This is a genomic window from Vibrio sp. V23_P3S9T160 (assembly GCF_963886625.1).
GTDB lineage: Bacteria > Pseudomonadota > Gammaproteobacteria > Enterobacterales > Vibrionaceae > Vibrio > Vibrio anguillarum.
In genome coordinates, this window is sequence record NZ_CAWPDB010000033.1 from 22616 (window position 1) to 39789 (window position 17174).

The following is a 17174-nucleotide window of genomic DNA, read 5'->3' on the forward strand; positions in this document are numbered from 1 at the left end:
CCCTGTGTGAATACAGGGCTTGTTTAAGCGGTAAATTCAGGAATGCGTAACTCTTGGTTCTGGGTAATCGCTTCTCGCTGCACAATCCACTGAAAGCTGAGCGACAACACACAAATCTCAACCGCACAAACCACTAACCAGACGAGTGACAATAGTAATGTCAATGGCAGAAAATGCAGATTAAACAAGGGCTGTAGTAGTGCGTTGATAAGCATGGGGATCACACCTATCAGCACAAATAGTGCTTTGGCGTGGGGCTTTGACATTTGCCACGCGACACTCAAACCTCTAGGTTGATGATCTAGTGCTGTTGCTGGCAAAACTAATGACCAGCGGGAGATAAACCAGCCAATAGGCAGCATTGCGGCATAGGTACAAAGCTGGATTAACCACATTGGCATAGTCACTATATTTGCCAGCGAGCCAATGATAAACATAGGTATGATTAGAATGGCAAACAGCATAGTGCCTAAAGCAGCCCACCATCCAATAAAGCGCAATTCACGCGAACTTAAATAAAAAATCGTGCTCAAACGGCAAGATTTTTCACCCAGCAGAACCAAACGATGCAAGCGCACTGTCGCCATCGCCGCCGTTACCGTATAAAGCACATAAACAATCACATTCGTTAATGTAAACAACTGTTGTGGATCATCAAAGTCAACAACACCAATCGTGAAATAGAGATTCACCACCAAAAAAGGTGAAGATTGCAGCATGAGAGTCAGCCAATTTTTTTGGACTAATTTTAACGCGCTGACCACAATGTATTGGATCGGTAGCTGCTTAGATTTCATGAATCTATTTCCTGACAAATAAGTAGGGTTAATATATCGAAAATAGATCCCATTTGTTCTAAAAGCTCCGTGATGCCAATCAAACTCCACGCACTCATTGATAACAATCTTATTGGTATCTCATATTAGCGACTCGGCAACGAGGCGCTATTCTGAATAAAGAGACAATCGCTGACACTGAGGTATCTCACCGCATTTGAAGAGTTCATGCTAGAATGCGCCAAATTTGCGATGAGTTGCACTCAAAGTATTAGGGCGTAGCGCCTTACGCTGAGCAAAGCCATCGCTTGCTAACTGTTTTGACTTTTTAACTCTGAGAGCCCGCATGCCATTTTCCAACCTAGGATTGAGCGATCCAATCTTAAAAGCCGTTCACGAACTCGGCTATTCTGCCCCAACACCAATTCAAGAACAGGCAATCCCTGCCATTTTGACGGGTAAAAATGTCATTGCGGCAGCGCAAACCGGCACGGGTAAAACCGCTAGCTTTGTACTACCCATTTTGCAGATGCTTAGTCAAGGAACAACTCAGCGCGCCAAACGTGTTCGCGCATTAATTTTAGCGCCCACGCGCGAATTGGCTCTGCAAGTAGAAGAGAACATCACGCAATACGCAAAATATTTGCCCTTAACCTCGCTTGCAATGTATGGCGGTGTCGATTCACAAAAGCAAAAACAACGCTTGATTGAAGGGGTGGATATTTTGATCGCCACGCCGGGGCGCTTGCTTGATATGTATGGCCAACGCGCCGTTCATTTTGATGAGCTTGAAGTGTTGGTGATGGATGAAGCTGACCGCATGCTCGACATGGGTTTCATTGAAGACATCAACAAAATTGTTGACCGCCTGCCACTAAATCGTCAGAACTTGCTGTTTTCGGCGACCCTTTCTCGCCCAGTGCGTGAGTTGGCTAAATCAGCCATTAATGATCCGATTGAAATTGATGTCGCTGGTTACAACCGCACGCCAAATCAAATTGAGCAATGGATTATCACTGTCGATAAAGATCAAAAATCTGCACTACTGAGCCATTTGATTACTGAAAACCAATGGCAACAGGCGATGATTTTCATCGAAACCAAACACGGTGCGGCAAAGCTGGCTAGCCAACTGGAAAAGCGTGGCATTGCGGCAGAGGCGTTTCACAGTGGCCGTAGCCAAGAAGTTCGTGAAAAATTATTAGCCGATTTCAAAGCAGGTAAACTGCAATTTTTGATTGCAACGGGCGTTGCTGCGCGCGGTATTGATATTGATAACTTAGAAAGAGTGGTGAATTACGACTTGCCTTATCCTGCGGAGAACTACATTCACCGTATTGGACGAACCGGTCGTGCTGGTGCAACCGGCGAAGCAATTTCTCTCGTATCACGCGATGATTTTAAAAACTTGTGCATGATTGAAAGCCGCTTAGGACATTTGCTGGTGCGTAAAGAAATTGAAGGTTTCACACCGAAAAAAGACGTGCCTATTTCCATTTTAAATTACCACTTGAAAAAGCGTGATAACGAGCACTCAAGTGCACCGCGTCGTAGCCCTCGCCCTAAACAAGAAAAACGCTCATAAGCATAATGCTTCTTTACAAATCCCACCGCCCGGTGGGGTTTTGTTGACTAAATCATTCCCGCATCACACTTTTACGCCTTCTTTCTCTCTACGCCCCAAAATCACTACTCAAGGATGATTCTGTCTTCATCAACTTCTATTAGCCTGCAACTCATCTCCTATTTCTCGCATCCCACCATCGCTTAGGTTGACACGTTATGGCTTACAACAAATACACTATCTATCAAGTTTTCACGCGCTTATTCGGTAATACAAACTGTTGCTACACACCTTGGGCAACGAAAGAACAAAATGGCGTCGGTAAATTAAGTGACTTCACTGACGATGCACTCAATGCAATTCATCAACTGGGGATCACTCATATTTGGTATACCGGTGTTTTACATCACGCACTGGTGGGTGATTACCGTGCATGGGGAATAGAGAATGATCACCCAAGTGTTGTCAAAGGTAGAGCGGGCTCGCCTTACGCCATTAAAGACTACTATTCGATAAACCCTGATTTAGCCGACGACCCAGCTCAGCGTAATCACGAATTTGAAGCCTTGATTAAGCGTACACACCAAGCGGGCATGAAAGTCATCATTGACATTGTCCCTAACCACGTGGCGCGCCAATATCAAGGGCTCAATAACCCTCTCGGGGTCAATGATTTTGGTGCAAATGATGATACCAGTGTGCAATACGCAAGGGACAATAACTTCTATTACCTACCCGACACCCCCTTTAAACTGCCAGATATGCCCACCTCATTGCTACCGTTGGGCGGCGAATGCCACCCAGATTTAGCCACCCCGTTTTACGAACACCCCGCCAAATGGACAGGCAATGGATCTCGTTTAGCCAAGCCGAACATCGATGATTGGTATGAAACCGTCAAAATAAACTACGGCATCAAATCTGATGGAAGCAAAGATTTTACCGAACTTCCGCAGCAATACCGTTTCCTATCTCACCTTGAACACGCCGTTTTCTGGCAAGACAAAAGTGTCCCGGATTCATGGCGTAAATTTAGGGATATCGCTCTTTATTGGCTCGATAAAGGCGTGGATGGCTTTCGTTATGATATGGCCGAAATGGTACCGATTGAATTTTGGAGCTATCTCAACTCGGCAATTAAGCTACACACCCCCGATGCTTTTTTAATGGCAGAGGTGTATCAGCCAGATTTATACCGCGATTATATCCAGCTCGGGAAAATGGACTATCTGTACGACAAAGTCGACCTTTACGATAGTCTCAAAGCCATCATGCAAGGACACGGCTCTACCAAAGAGATTGGTCGTATTGAATATCAACTGCGCGACATTGAGCATCACATGCTGCATTTCTTGGAAAACCATGACGAGCAGAGAATTGCCTCGCCTGAATTTGCAGGGGAAGCACATAAAGCACGCCCAGCCATGTTGATTTCAGCCTGTTTATCCAGCTCACCGACCTTGCTTTATTTTGGGCAAGAAGTGGGCGAACCGGGAGCGGAACATGCCGGCTTTGGCCAGCCTTCGCGCACCTCTATTTTTGACTATATCGGTGTTCCACAACACCAAAAATGGATGAATAACGGTGCATTTGATGGTGGCCAATTAAACGAGAGCGAGAAACAGCTGCGCCATTTCTACTCAACATTACTGAATTTAGTCAAACAGAGCCCCGCACTGACCGGTGAATATCATGATCTGTACGCCGCCAATGTTGAACACTTCTCCGACCAACAAGATTGCTTATTTGCCTTTGCTCGCTCTAACCCGTCACAAAAGTTGATCATCGCAGCGAACTTCAGTGCCACAAGTGGCAAAACCGTAAAACTGCATTTACCTAAAGCATTGACCACTTATTGGCAGTTAACCAGTGGTGAGCACACTCTATTCGACCCGCTAAATCAACAAACGCTGACGCTCTTCGTCAACGAACAAGAGAGCTATGTGATGATCGACTTCACTCCACTTTCGACCCATTTCATGGTTCTCAATAATATTTAAACCTCAAAGAGAGTCATTGGTCTTCTTTCAATACACCAAGCCAGCATCTTCATCGTGCTGGCTTGTTTTGCTAAAGGCTATAAGGTTAAGGCTTGCTTTAAGTGACTTTCATTAACACGGGCTCTTGATCAGATTCCCGCTCATGCTGATTGGGCAAAATGCCTAAAGTATGTAAAAAGGTTTTGAGCATGATGGCGTAAATGAACATCATAGGAAGGCCTGCGACCACACAAAGCGACTTAATGGTTTCAATCCCTCCCCCAGCCAAAAATACACTTAAACTGATCAGCCCAATCGCACAGGCCCAAAGCAATTTTACTCGATTATCAGGATCACCATTCAAAGCCAATTCATTGGTGGTGAGCATCGCCGTCGCAACACTCGCACTGGACATAGTGGTCAGCATCAATAAAAACTGAATGAGCAGAAATAGCCCAAGCACCCCATTTCCCCCAGGCAAGGTTTTTATCAATGAAACCACTGCGTAGGTTAAGCCACCTTCTGCCATCCAGCCCTGAACGGGTAAACCGCCCAGCATTTGAGCCCACACCGCATAGCCACCAAAAATGGAGATAAAAAATGCGCAGCCCAAAGCGCCCATCGAGATGGTGTACAAAACCACTTCACGAATCGTTCGTCCACGAGAAATTCGCGTGATGAATAGGCCCATCATAATCAAGTACGCGTAATACCAAAACCAATAGTACTGAGTCCAGCCTTGTGCAAAACCACTTTGCTGAACAGGGTCTGTCCACAATGACATTCTAAAGAAATTATCCAACATCACGCCCAGCGAGTCAGTGAAACTATTAAGAATGAAAGAAGGTTGAGTCGCCAATAATACAAACAGGGCAAACAACACCGCCATGCTGACTGTCCAGTTAGAAATCATGTTGATACCCTGATTAAAACCAACCCCCATCACAACCACTAACGCAGCCACAAAAAGCACAATAATTGTGCCTTGTAAGCCAAGGCTATTCTCAATTTGTAACAGCTCTGCCACACCGGCGCTGACCAAAGTCACAGTTAAGGCTAGCGAGCTAGCAAACGCGGCCAACGTACCAAAAATCGACAATAGATCGATACTTTTTGCCACCAAAGGATGGTCACCCACTACCGAAGAACACAAACTGGAAACTTTTAACGTGCGTTTTTTTTGTACATAAAATGCATAAGCAAACGGAATCGCTGGAAAGCAGTAAATCGCCCAGCCTGTAATGCCCCAATGAAAAATAGAGTAGGTAACGGCCCATGCCGCAGCAGGATAACTATTAGGCTCAGCAAATAACGGCGGTGATTGTAAGTAATACATCGGCTCACCTATCGCCCAGTAAATGAGTGACGCCCCGACGCCAGCGGTAAAAATCATCCCGCCGTAAGAAAAATTACTGTATTCAGTTTTTTCTTCACCTAAACGAATGCGGCCGTATTTCGAACACGCTAGCCACAGTAAAAAAACCACTAACGCCAAACTTGCCATCTGTACTAACCAGCCAAACCAGTGGCTCACCCAGCCCATAGCTTGCGCCGCCATCGCTTGAGAGGTGGCTGGATAAAGCGCAGATACCGTTAACAAAACAAGCACTAACGCAATCGCAGGAAAAGCCAATCCATAATTAAGATTTTTCAAAACTGCGCCTCCATTCATAAAGTGCTTGAATATGGCGAGGGGTGATGCCACAACATCCACCGATCACGGTTGCACCGAGGGCATACCACTGCTTGGCAAATGCGAGATAATCTTCTGCACTAAACTCACGCATGGCTTGTACGGTTTGGTTAGCGGCGTGATCCGATTTAATCGGCGTAAAACTGTTTGCATAAACGCCGATTTCAATCTTTTGCGCTCGGCCTTCCAACACCGTTTTCGCCTGTTGAATGGCATCAGCCATCACCTCGGGTATTGAGCAGTTAAAGAAAATACCCGCCCCACCCGCAGAATAGATTTGTTCTGCGGCTTCAGACACTGACTGCCCAGAACGCAATTGTGCGATATTAGAGTCATCTTTCAGAGTCAGTGCGTAATAGCAAGGCTTGGTTGATGAGGCAAACACCGATTGGATCATGCTCAACTCTTCTAAACTGGCAATCGTCTCCGCTAACCAGACGTCCACATAAGGATCTTGTGCTTGATACAAAGTGAGTGAAATCGCTCGTGCGACTTCGGCTTGAAAGAGATCAGGCCGATAGCTTCCCATAGCCGGTGGCATAGAACCCGCCACTAAAATCGGACGTTCTGACTGTTGTGCTACTTCCGCAGCAATCTGCGCGGCTAAGTTCGCTAACCTTGCACCATCGGTTTGATATAGTGACTCGCCCAAGTGAAAAGGGACACACGCATAGCTATTCACCGTGATAATGTCGGCACCGCTATCAATAAATCCTTGGTGAGCTAAACGAACATGTTGTGGAGATTCAATCAGCGCTTGCGCGCTCCAAAGTGGCTGAGAAAAAGGAGCGCCAATTCTTTTTAATTCACGCCCCATGCCACCATCAAGAAGGGTTAATTTGCTCATAATATCGTATCCATAATGCTTTATTGGTCAGTGCCATTGAAGCATACTGTGAGCAAGATCATAGTGAATAACATTGAAGTGCAATATGAATTTTATTCAAGTAAGTGACTTGATTTATCTATTCTTTTTCGCAAGGTCACTATCTGTTGTTCATGCTGTCATTCGTGCTGTAATTCTTAGAAAACATGGGGCTTGGTCATTTCACAACAAATACTCAACGCATCATAAACAACTCTTCATGGAACTGAGTTTCAACGTCTACATGGTAAGGCTTCAACACCTGTTTTAAAGTCCGTGAAAACGCAACAGGGCCACAAAAGAAAAACTCAAAACGACTTAAATCACCACACTGGCGAGCAATAGTCTCGGCAGACAAATGCGGCGCAATGCTTGAATCAATCACTGTGAGGGAGACACCTGCACGCAATGCTTTCTGCTTAAGCTCATCACACAGGGCTTGCTCTGCATGGTGGCAGCAGAAAAACAGATAAGTAGCCGGATGCGCTTTTACCGTGTGTAAATAATCTAACCCAGCCATAAATGGAGCGATGCCGACACCGCCACCAATCCAGACTTGTGGCCTATCACTATAAAACTCAAATCGTCCATATGGACCTTCGACCTCAATCGGCTCACCCACGGTAATTCTCTTATAAAGGCCTGTGGTAAAATCGCCGAGCTCTTTGATCAAAAATCGCAGCTCATTAGCCTCATTGTACGAAGCAATAGTAAACGGATGCGGCTCTTCGCCAACAAAACTCAAATAGGCAAACTGCCCTGCTTTATGCCCGGGCCAAGGTTTCTCCATCTTAATTCTTAAATCTAACGTTTGGCTCGCTGCGCAGTAGTGGCATGCGCTAATCTTCGCTGAATAACGTGCATTTCGGCCCACAAATCCAAGCAAACTGTAGATTGCTGCCGCCGAGCCAAGCGCAATAAACATCAACACTAACCAATAAATCGGCCAGCCCCAATACGCCTTTTTCAACAATAATACCGAATGCCCAGCCAACAAAAGGTACACCACCGTCATCAAACGGTGCGATAAACGAAACGGTTTGTATTTAATGGTTAGCCACAGTGATACCCCCACCAGCAGCAATAATGAGTAGAACCCCCACTCGCCAATGGCTAACCCAATCGGGCGCATCTCTTTTACCCAAAGCGCAAAACCCGACAAGTTCCCCTGTGGGCCAGAGCCATTGAGCCGATTAGGTTTAGTCAGGAGCTCAAGTGCGATCATCCATTTCGGTATCTGGTAACAAAGCCAGTGAAATAAACCAAGCAACGTAGCCGAAATGCCCAGCCATTTGTGTATCCGATAACCTTTATCGATTCCTTGTGTCCACTGTTCAACAAGGGGCAAACGAAGCGCCAGTACCATAGCCAATGACATCGCCACAATGGCCAAAATGCCTGACCACTGGATAAAAGCCGATCGCCACTTGAAGAAGTTTTCAGACACCAAAAGCGTTGGCTCGGCTTGCATCCATAATACCGAGGCAACCACCATCACAATCAATACCGTTTTGCTTACTCTGCTCATCACAATAACCACTTAAATAGAAAGGTTATATAAGAGTAACAAGCACAACGTAAAGTAGATGAAGTAACAAGTAAATCTGTGTAAAGACGGCAATCCAAGCTCTTTAAGCGCTATGTCCTTTTTATTGAACGCAGAAAAATCTGACCAATCAAACAACGCTGATCTTCCGCACGATAATCTTAGGGAGGGTCACTGAATTCTGTTAGAATGCGGCCCCTTCAACTAGCGTGTTAAGAGATGATCATTCGTGATGCCACGTTGTTTGAATAAAAAACCAACGAAAACCATACACCCCTGCTGGCCTCGGTTAGTGAACTACTTAGGAACTCGTTATGATGACTGAAGAAGAAAGAATTGAATTACAAAGAAATAACCCATTACACGGTCTTAAGTTAGAAACATTACTGCAAGAACTAGTGGATTTTTACGGTTGGGATATTCTCGATACGGCAATGCGTTTTAACTGCTTCCATACCAACCCATCGGTTGCCAGCAGCGTGAAATATCTCAATAAAACCGATTGGGCGAGAGAGAAAGTAGAAAACTTCTACCTATATCGCTTTAAACGTATGCCACGCGCTTCAGCTGAAGAATATGATCTGCCACCGCGCGCGCGCACTTTCCCACATGGCCTCAAACCTAAAGAGCCAATGGAGCTGACGGTTGATTCCATTTTAAACTCACAGGCTAAAGCGGCTTCTGCCCATAAAGAGCGTTCCGCACGTAACCGTTCGTTTCGTCGTTAAAGAACGATAAGTCAGTGATCGGCTCACGACACAACAAATCGGTTGAGCACAAAATGAATGTTGGTGTAAGAGAACCTTGCACCAATATTTTCCATCACAACATTTCAGCGTGAACCTTAATTATAAATAGGTTGCCATAAGCAGACTTTCTGCTGCTTACGTTGGTCATACAGCCATGTATATTGGCAATGATTATCGTAACTATATCGCCCAGTCTGAACCTTATATGGCCCAAAACTCACACCTTGTAAAGATTGAAAACGCCCTTGATAAAGCAATGAGAAGTGCAAGTGAGGACCGGTGGACGATCCACCTTCACACAAAGCAATGGAACGCTGGTTAGCATAAACACCCAACTTACTGTCTTTCGTCACCCACTGATTATTCGCGACTTGGATTCCGTCCATATGGTAATAGTTCGTCGCCCAACCGTTTGGATGCGTCACGCGCAGTTGGCACCGAGACATCACCGACACGTAGCCATCATGCGCGGCCGTTACACTGTAAGTTGGCGCGCCCCAAGCTGGCCAATCGTAAGAAACGTCGATTGAAGAAAGCGGAAAGCCTGAACCACTGTGCGCATGCGTACCGTTAGGTATCCACTGATACCCTTTGCGCCATGGCCACTGCATAAACCCCTCACTAGGCAAAGCAATGAGGTTTCCCATACGCATAGGAGCTGGTGTGTTTTGTGGTTCGCTGAAAGCACCAAACCAAAGCTCATATTGCGATTTCCATAATGCCCAATCATCCACCCGATTCAATTGCTGCATGACCGCTAACGTCGCAGCATTGTATTGAAGAGCCGATGAACTTTCTTGATAGTGATAGAAACGCTGAGACAGTTGATTCGCAATATCTTTGATCTGCCGCTGTCTATCGTCCAAGCTTTGCTCCGAAGCACTCTCTTGTTCTAATAACGCTAAAGTGGTCAATAACACTCGAGGATCAACCCCCGTTGCCCCAGCCCAATGGCTAACTGACTCGACAAGCTCAAGCCAATGTGGCTGATGGGTGCCAATAAAATCTTCAATATTGAAAGGACGTTGATGAGGTCGAAAAACAAACTCATCATCGCTAATCAGAGAAAATGGCAGTTGACTCTCTGCAAGCTGCGCTTCGTTAAGTCGTGGAGTATCGACATCAGGATACAACTGATGGCTTACCACCATTGGGCTAAAACAGATAAACCATGTCACTAAAGAAGATTTGGTTAGATTCATTACGCACCCTCCATATGAATTAAATTTCACATAGAGTGTGGCACAAAATATTCGTGGGATAGCTAAGAAGGTGCGTTTTGCGAGGCCAGTAGGAGCAAGATGTAATAAGATGAAAGCGATGAAATTATCAACACTCTGCACAAAAGTACCATCGGAGTAAAAAACCGAACGGATGAACATAAAAAACAAAAGCCCCGACAACTTTTTGAGTTATCGGGGCTTTCTTGAATAAATGGCGCGCCCTGTAGGATTCGAACCTACGACCACATCCTTAGAAGGGACGTGCTCTATCCAGCTGAGCTAAGGGCGCGCTACAGGGACAGGATTATACGAGTTGAACTCCGTAAATCAATCGCTTTCTCTAACATTCTGTTTCAAATGCCTAAAAAACTGCCATTCGCTAACCATGTGACGAAAAACAGAACAAAGCAAACGTTTGCTTATAGATGTTACTTTAAATATCTGCGACAATGCGCCCAAAAATATTTGCGACCAATGTGTAAGGAAAGCCATGACTGCTCAAAATATTGATGGGACACTCATCTCCCAGACGGTTCGCTCTGAAGTAGCGGCGCGGGTAAAAGCTCGCACTCAAGTGGGTCTTCGAGCTCCGGGGCTAGCGGTGGTGCTGGTGGGAGAAGATCCTGCGTCACAAGTGTATGTCGGCAGCAAACGTCGTGCTTGTGAAGAGGTGGGTTTTGTTTCTAAATCCTATGATCTTCCGGCCACTGCAGGTGAAGAGGAACTACTGGCGTTAATCGATAAGCTCAATGCCGACCCTGAAATTGACGGCATTTTAGTGCAACTGCCCTTACCTGCCGGGATTGACACAACCCATGTGCTTGAACGCATTGTTCCTGAAAAAGATGTCGATGGTTTTCACCCTTACAATGTGGGCCGTTTAGCCCAACGCATTCCTAAACTGCGCTCTTGCACGCCCAAAGGGATCATCACTTTGCTTGAGCGCTATAACGTTCAACTGCGTGGTAAGCATGCGGTGATCGTGGGCGCATCCAATATTGTCGGCCGACCAATGACGTTAGAGCTGCTACTGGCTGGTTGCACCACAACCACATGCCATCGCTTCACTAAAGATTTAGAGCACCATGTTCGCCAAGCTGATTTGTTGGTGGTGGCCGTTGGTAAACCCAATTTTATTCCCGGTGCATGGATTAAAGAAGGTGCCGTGGTGATTGATGTGGGCATCAACCGCTTGGAGTCAGGCAAACTGATTGGCGATGTCGAGTACGATGTAGCGCGCACCAAAGCAAGCTTGATCACCCCTGTTCCGGGTGGTGTCGGGCCAATGACGGTTGCCAGTTTGATTGAAAACACCCTGTTGGCATGCGAGCAATTTCACCCCAATAACTGATCTTGTTATTGATTATTGCTAGTGGTTATTGATAGCTATGATGAGCGAGCCAAAAAGAACCCCAGCACTGCGCTGGGGTTCTTGCATTATAAACCAACTTAGCCTTTATTGGGCATTATTCATTTGCGTCAGTTTGTTACCTATTGGCGTAGAGAAATTGTAGCCATCGTGTTCGTCCCAGTTAATAGACCATGTCATCACACCACCGTAGTTAGGGTAGTTGAAACTCGGTTTCACCGTCGCGCAAGAGGTTTCCTTGGTTAAGCAGTCCAACGCATCAAGAATGTTTTGCGTGGGCGCTTGCCCAGAGTTGGCAGAGCTCGGGCCAGAAGGTAAACCGATTGCAACTTGATCGTCACGCAGTGGTTCAAAGCGTGAACCATCGGCCAAATCAAACCCTTCTAACAGCATTTTTGATTGAGCGACCATCATATCCACCGAACCTTCAGGAGCTGCACCCGGTAGATAAGGGTTTGGTAACCCACCGTTGTTATAAAGCTGAACATGAAGTAGATCGAGCGTGTCACGAACCTCATTGATGATAGGAATATACGCTCCCCAAATGCCGCTATAAGCCACCATTCCTCCTTGAACATAAGGGTGTTCTGGAGCCATGGTCAGGTACATATCACCGCCGATGTTGGCTTCAATTTGCTTTAATGCCCGGCCCAAGCGCGCTTGAATTTGCGAGCCATGCATTAAGTTAGAACCACTTTCTAAATCAACATCCAAGCCATCAAAACCCCACTCTTTGATCAACGCCGTCAAACTATCAACAAAGTGCGCTTCATCACTGTCAGTATTGAGCGTAATGTTGCCTTCAGCGCCACCAAGTGACAAAACAAAAACTTTGCCTTTGGCTTGCAAGGCCGCCATATCTTGCTTGAACTGGGTAGCATCTAAGGCGGGACAGCTACTATGCGCATCGCCTGCGAAAAGATTGAAATGCACGGTTCCATTACTGTTGCGGTCATTATCGGCAAATGCAATATCGATCACATCCCACGCATCAGACATATCAGCGAGACGCATTGGGCAGCCAGCAGCATTGACAAAATTATGCCAGTAACCGATCAATTTGTGCTTTTTCTGTGTCTGTTCAACCACCTTCACGGCAGCTGCGTCTGACAATACACTACTGCCTGCATCATAAGCTTGCGCAGCCACTGTGTATTCGCCGATAGCCGTAGGTGTCCAAGTGTAGGCATAAGGCGCACTGGTATCAGTTGCGACCACCGCTCCATTCACTAAGAAATCGACTTTAGAAACAGCACCAGTGAGTGACGTCGCATTGGCAGCAATATTGACTGGTTTACCTAAACCGACGGTTTGCCCTGACGTTGGCGATGTTAACGACACCACTAACGCTTGATCGCTTACTGAAACGTTAATCTGACTTTCAGCGCTATTATTGTCATTATCGGTTGCGATGGCTTTGAGTGTGGTACTTCCGACCTTGCTCGCAACCCACTCAACCGAATAAGGCGCTTGGTTTACTACGCCAAGGCTCGTGCCATCAACAAGAAATTCCACTTGTACTACACTGCCATCGGCATCATTAGCTTGTGCGCTGAGCAGGATGGTAGAACCAGCCAGAATCACTTCATTGTCAGCAGGGCTCGTCAATGAAACGGTAGGTGGCGTGGCGCACGCGCCCATTCCTGTCCACGCTTCTTGCCAATAACTTCCTTTGCCCGGCTCATAGGCCCACGCTGAGCTGGAAGAGCACCAACCTGCGATATCACAACGGAACTTTTGATTATTGTTTTGCACCAGTTCGCCCACTGCGTAACTGCTACCCGCCACATAGGTTGCTAAACCTGCACAACCACCACTTGAGCCTCCAGATACAACTAAGGCGACCTCTTGGCTATGAGTCGTTTGGTTATCATTATCCGTCGCTTTGGCTTTAAAGGTGTGAGAGCCTGAGACAGCAGTCCAATCGTGGGCATAAGGTTCTGCAGTATCTGAAGCGATGAGTTGTCCATCCACATAAAAATCAACTTGCGTGACGGTTCCATCCGAATCGGTGGCATTAGCGCTTAGCGTCAATGAGTCACCAGCCGCTAGCTGCTCAGCACCTGTTGGGCTGGTTAAGGAGATGGACGGAGGCACTAAACCACCAACAGGCGTAACCGAGATGGTTGACGCGGTTGACGTAGTCGCACCCTGATTATCAGTGGCAATTGCAGTCACTTGGGTTGCGCCTAAAGCGGCAGTCCAATCGGTTTGGAAAGGCGCTTGTGTGATGACGGCGATCGACACGCCATCAATCAAAAATTCAACCTGTGCCACGCTACCATCGCTATCAGACGCCGTGGCTTGCAGCGTGATTAAGCTGCCTTGTGGGATTTGTGCATTATTGGCAGGAGAAACGAGATTTAGCGTGGGTGGAACATTGCCACCACCGCTGTCACACTGCCCGAGTGATAGCCAAAATGCCCAGGGGCCGTTATTGCTTGCAGGATCATTTCCCTGCGTCCAATAGTTAGCTTGATAGGCTGCGTTAGATTGCGTCACTTTATCGCCGGACGTATAAATGGCGGCCGTATCCCAAGAGCCCAAGCCATCACAGTTATAGGCTTGAGCTTGGTAGCTTATCCCTAACGTTGTAATGATGGCGGCTCTGAGTAGATAAGAACTCATTGTTCTCTCCTTTGCTTATGAATAATTAACCCGTTCCCAAGTAACTTGACGTGGTGGCCTGCAATACGCGAGACAAAGCAACATCAAGTAGGCAGGGTATATAACTAATAAGCTAGAGGACGAGAATTGCACTCTAAATAACTGATAATTTTAATTATCTCAGCTCAAAATCACGGCATGATTTAAACATCAACACCGCTTGCAAATCTTTTTCGGCGGACTTCACGAACTCACCTAATCACACGTCGTTGAGAAATTGATATGGTCAATATTATTTTGGTGAGATGGATGGATAAAAATGCCGGCTCTGTTAGCCGGCATCGAAGATACAAAATGTATGGTGGGTTTTCGTAACCAATAGAAACGCTACGTTTATAGCGACAAAATAACCCCAGCAAGTGCAGCACTCATCAAGTTAGCCAGCACGCCAGCGCTGATCGCTCGAAAACCATATTGAGAGATGAAGCTGCGACGCTCTGGCACCAAACTGCCCAAACCACCGATCAATACTGCCATGGTCGAAATATTGGCAAAGCCGCACAGAGCAAAAGTTACAATCGCTTGAGAATGTTCACTGAGCGAATCTTTTACGTCCATCAATTGGATAAAAGCGACAAACTCGTTCACGACAATTTTATTACCAATCAGTGAGCCTGCCGTCATCGCTTCGCTCCATGGAATGCCCACCAGCCACGCAACTGGAGCAAATAGGTAGCCTAAAATCAATTCAAAACTAAGGGTTAAGCCAAACAGACCGCCCACCCAGCCCAATAGGCCGTTGAGTAGCGCAATCACACTGATAAAGGCCAGTAACGTTGCCCCAACCGCAACCGCGATACGAAGCCCAGACATTGCCCCATCAGCCACGGCTTCAACCACATTGGTTGCTTTTGGTATCTCAACCTCTTCGTTGGCCACCTGCTGACTTTGCGCTTCGGTTTCCGGCACCAAAATTTTCGCCATCAACAAACCGGCTGGAGCTGACATAAATGCCGCCGCAATAAGATAGTTAAGGTTAACGCCCAGTGAGGCATAGCCAACTAACGTTCCGCCCGCAACCGAGGCTAAGCCACACGTCATCACCGCAAAAAATTGCGAATCACTCATGTGCTTTAAATAGGGCTTAACGACTAACGGCGCTTCAATCATGCCGACAAAAATGTTCGCCGTGGCTGACAGTGACTCTGCACGCCCCGTACCCAATAATTTTTGCAAACCACCGCCAATCAAATTAATCACTTTAGGCATCAAACCAATGTGGTACAAACCGGAGATCAAAGCGGAGAAGAAAATGATGATGCCAAGCACATTAATCGCAAACACAAAACCAACGCTACCATTGGCTAAACCGCCAAAGAGAAAGCCAATTCCCTCTTGCCCATAATTGATCAAATTCGATACCGCACCCGTGACACTGTTGAGTACTTCTTTCCCCATAGGGACATACAGAACCAATAGTGCAAAGCCTACTTGCAATAAAAAAGCGAGCGACACAGTTCTAAGTTGGATGTTTTTTCTATTGGTAGAAAGTAGCCAAGCCGTAAATAAGATGGCGACGACGCCAAGTAATGAGTTCATTTGCTGTCAATCCAGATAACGGGGATAGGAAAGGCGCGCATTCTATCGTGCGAAAACGAATGCGCAAGTCGCAAATGTTACAGAGGTGTGCTTAAAAATAGCAGCCTTAAGCCTCTTGTTTCAAGCTGTTGATTTGTAACAAGCTAAACGATTGCCTAGGCTTATATTTTCCATATAGAAAAGATGTTTCTGAGTTTAGAAATAATAATTCGTACTCATTACACTTTTGTCAAACGGATGTAAGGCTCTAACTGAGTATCCCAGTAGCAAGGTGTACCGATTAAAGCCTTGATAAATTCAATCACGGCTGAGGTTTTCTTCGGCATATGTTGTCGGCTCGGGTAAACCGCATAAAAAGGCATGTTTTGATTTGCGTGCCAATCTGGCAACAACTGGATCAGTTTACCGGTTCGAAATTCATCTCGAATTAAATAAGTCGCCAAGTAAGCAACACCCCACCCTGCCACGGCGGCGTCACGGACGGCTTCGGCTAAATCCACCGAATAGTTACCCGACACATTGATGTTGACCTTTTGCTCTGGATTGGCAAACGACCAGCTGGTGTAATCTCGCTCCCAACTGCGGTAGATAAGACAGTTGTGACCTAACAGATCACCGGGTGTCTGAGGGGGTGAATGGTTTAATAAGTATTCCGGTGACGCCGCCAGCACAAATTGGCAATCGGCGAGACGTTGCGCCACGTACCCTTCAGGCAAATGTTCGTTGTTGGTCACCCACAAATCAAGCCCTTCTTCGAGCATATCGACTCGATAATCGAACAAATGCACTTCCACTTGCAGTTTTGGATAACGCTGACGAAGCGCCTCCAGTGCTGGCAAAATGTGCAAAGAACCAAACGACTGTGAAAGACCAAGCTTAATCAGCCCAGACACCTCATCACGCTGGCTTTCCATTTCAGACTGCGCAGCATCCATCAACCCAACGACCGCAATACAATGGCGATAAAAAGCCTCTCCAGCCTCGGTTGTGGTGAAGCTGCGAGTGGTTCGCTGAACGAGCTTCACCCCGAGCGAGGCTTCCAGTAAGGCCAACTGCTTACTAACATGCGATACTGATACGCCTAAGCTTTTGGCCGCAGCGGTAAAGCCTTGATGTTTGATTAACGCAGCAAATATCACCATTTGCCCTGCACGTTCAACTAGCACACACTCTCCAGAAATAGCAAAGGGCTCATGATGAGCCC

12 protein-coding genes and 1 tRNA gene are annotated in these 17174 nt (G+C 46.5%); 4 read left to right on the forward strand and 9 right to left on the reverse strand.

Annotation, left to right across the window (positions count from 1 at the left end):
- Positions 1-23: 23 nt before the first annotated feature.
- Positions 24-797, reverse strand: a complete 774-nt coding sequence (locus tag AACU59_RS02115; protein WP_094144898.1) for a hypothetical protein — start codon at positions 795-797, stop codon at positions 24-26.
- Between the two features lie 325 nt (positions 798-1122).
- On the opposite strand from AACU59_RS02115, the gene AACU59_RS02120 reads away from it, so the two are divergent.
- Positions 1123-2361 carry a DEAD/DEAH box helicase gene (locus AACU59_RS02120; RefSeq protein WP_010318100.1) on the forward strand — a complete coding sequence of 413 codons (1239 nt, stop codon included), beginning with the start codon at positions 1123-1125 and terminating at the stop codon, positions 2359-2361.
- A gap of 197 nt (positions 2362-2558) precedes the next feature.
- Entirely contained in the window at positions 2559-4340 is a 1782-nt protein-coding gene (locus tag AACU59_RS02125) for an alpha-amylase family protein (protein WP_094144899.1), read from the forward strand.
- Positions 4341-4437: 97 nt separating this feature from the next.
- Here the strand turns inward: AACU59_RS02125 and AACU59_RS02130 are convergent, their stop codons facing one another.
- The 3 genes from AACU59_RS02130 to AACU59_RS02140 form a co-directional block, all read right to left on the reverse strand.
- Entirely contained in the window at positions 4438-5973 is a 1536-nt protein-coding gene (locus AACU59_RS02130; protein ID WP_094144900.1) for a BCCT family transporter, read from the reverse strand.
- Positions 5960-6859 carry a homocysteine S-methyltransferase family protein gene (locus AACU59_RS02135; protein ID WP_094144901.1) on the reverse strand — a complete coding sequence of 300 codons (900 nt, stop codon included), beginning with the start codon at positions 6857-6859 and terminating at the stop codon, positions 5960-5962. The genes AACU59_RS02130 and AACU59_RS02135 overlap by 14 nt, the downstream gene beginning before the upstream one ends.
- 214 nt (positions 6860-7073) lie before the next feature.
- Positions 7074-8405, reverse strand: a complete 1332-nt coding sequence (locus AACU59_RS02140) for a ferredoxin reductase family protein (protein ID WP_176428521.1) — start codon at positions 8403-8405, stop codon at positions 7074-7076.
- Positions 8406-8737: 332 nt separating this feature from the next.
- Between AACU59_RS02140 and AACU59_RS02145 the strand changes: the two genes are divergently transcribed.
- Complete coding sequence (locus AACU59_RS02145; protein ID WP_013857204.1) at positions 8738-9151, forward strand: VF530 family protein; 414 nt, start codon at positions 8738-8740, stop codon at positions 9149-9151.
- Between the two features lie 116 nt (positions 9152-9267).
- On the opposite strand, the gene AACU59_RS02150 is transcribed toward AACU59_RS02145, so the two are convergent.
- Positions 9268-10374 carry a M23 family metallopeptidase gene (locus tag AACU59_RS02150; protein WP_094144903.1) on the reverse strand — a complete coding sequence of 369 codons (1107 nt, stop codon included), beginning with the start codon at positions 10372-10374 and terminating at the stop codon, positions 9268-9270.
- A gap of 233 nt (positions 10375-10607) precedes the next feature.
- Positions 10608-10684, reverse strand: a tRNA-Arg gene (locus tag AACU59_RS02155).
- Between the two features lie 201 nt (positions 10685-10885).
- On the opposite strand from AACU59_RS02155, the gene folD reads away from it, so the two are divergent.
- A complete protein-coding gene (gene folD / locus AACU59_RS02160; RefSeq protein ID WP_010317168.1) occupies positions 10886-11746 on the forward strand; it encodes a bifunctional methylenetetrahydrofolate dehydrogenase/methenyltetrahydrofolate cyclohydrolase FolD in 861 nt (286 codons plus the stop codon).
- A 105-nt stretch (positions 11747-11851) separates the two neighbouring features.
- Here folD and AACU59_RS02165 read toward each other — a convergent pair whose 3' ends face one another.
- The 3 genes from AACU59_RS02165 to AACU59_RS02175 form a co-directional block, all read right to left on the reverse strand.
- Positions 11852-14392, reverse strand: coding sequence for an Ig-like domain-containing protein (locus AACU59_RS02165; RefSeq protein ID WP_094144904.1), 2541 nt, complete (start codon positions 14390-14392; stop codon positions 11852-11854).
- 372 nt (positions 14393-14764) lie between these two features.
- The gene (locus AACU59_RS02170; protein WP_013857209.1) at positions 14765-15970 is read right to left on the reverse strand and encodes a NupC/NupG family nucleoside CNT transporter; all 1206 of its coding nucleotides are present in this window, start codon (positions 15968-15970) and stop codon (positions 14765-14767) included.
- A gap of 218 nt (positions 15971-16188) precedes the next feature.
- Complete coding sequence (locus AACU59_RS02175) at positions 16189-17136, reverse strand: LysR family transcriptional regulator (protein WP_094144905.1); 948 nt, start codon at positions 17134-17136, stop codon at positions 16189-16191.
- Positions 17137-17174 lie beyond the last annotated feature (38 nt).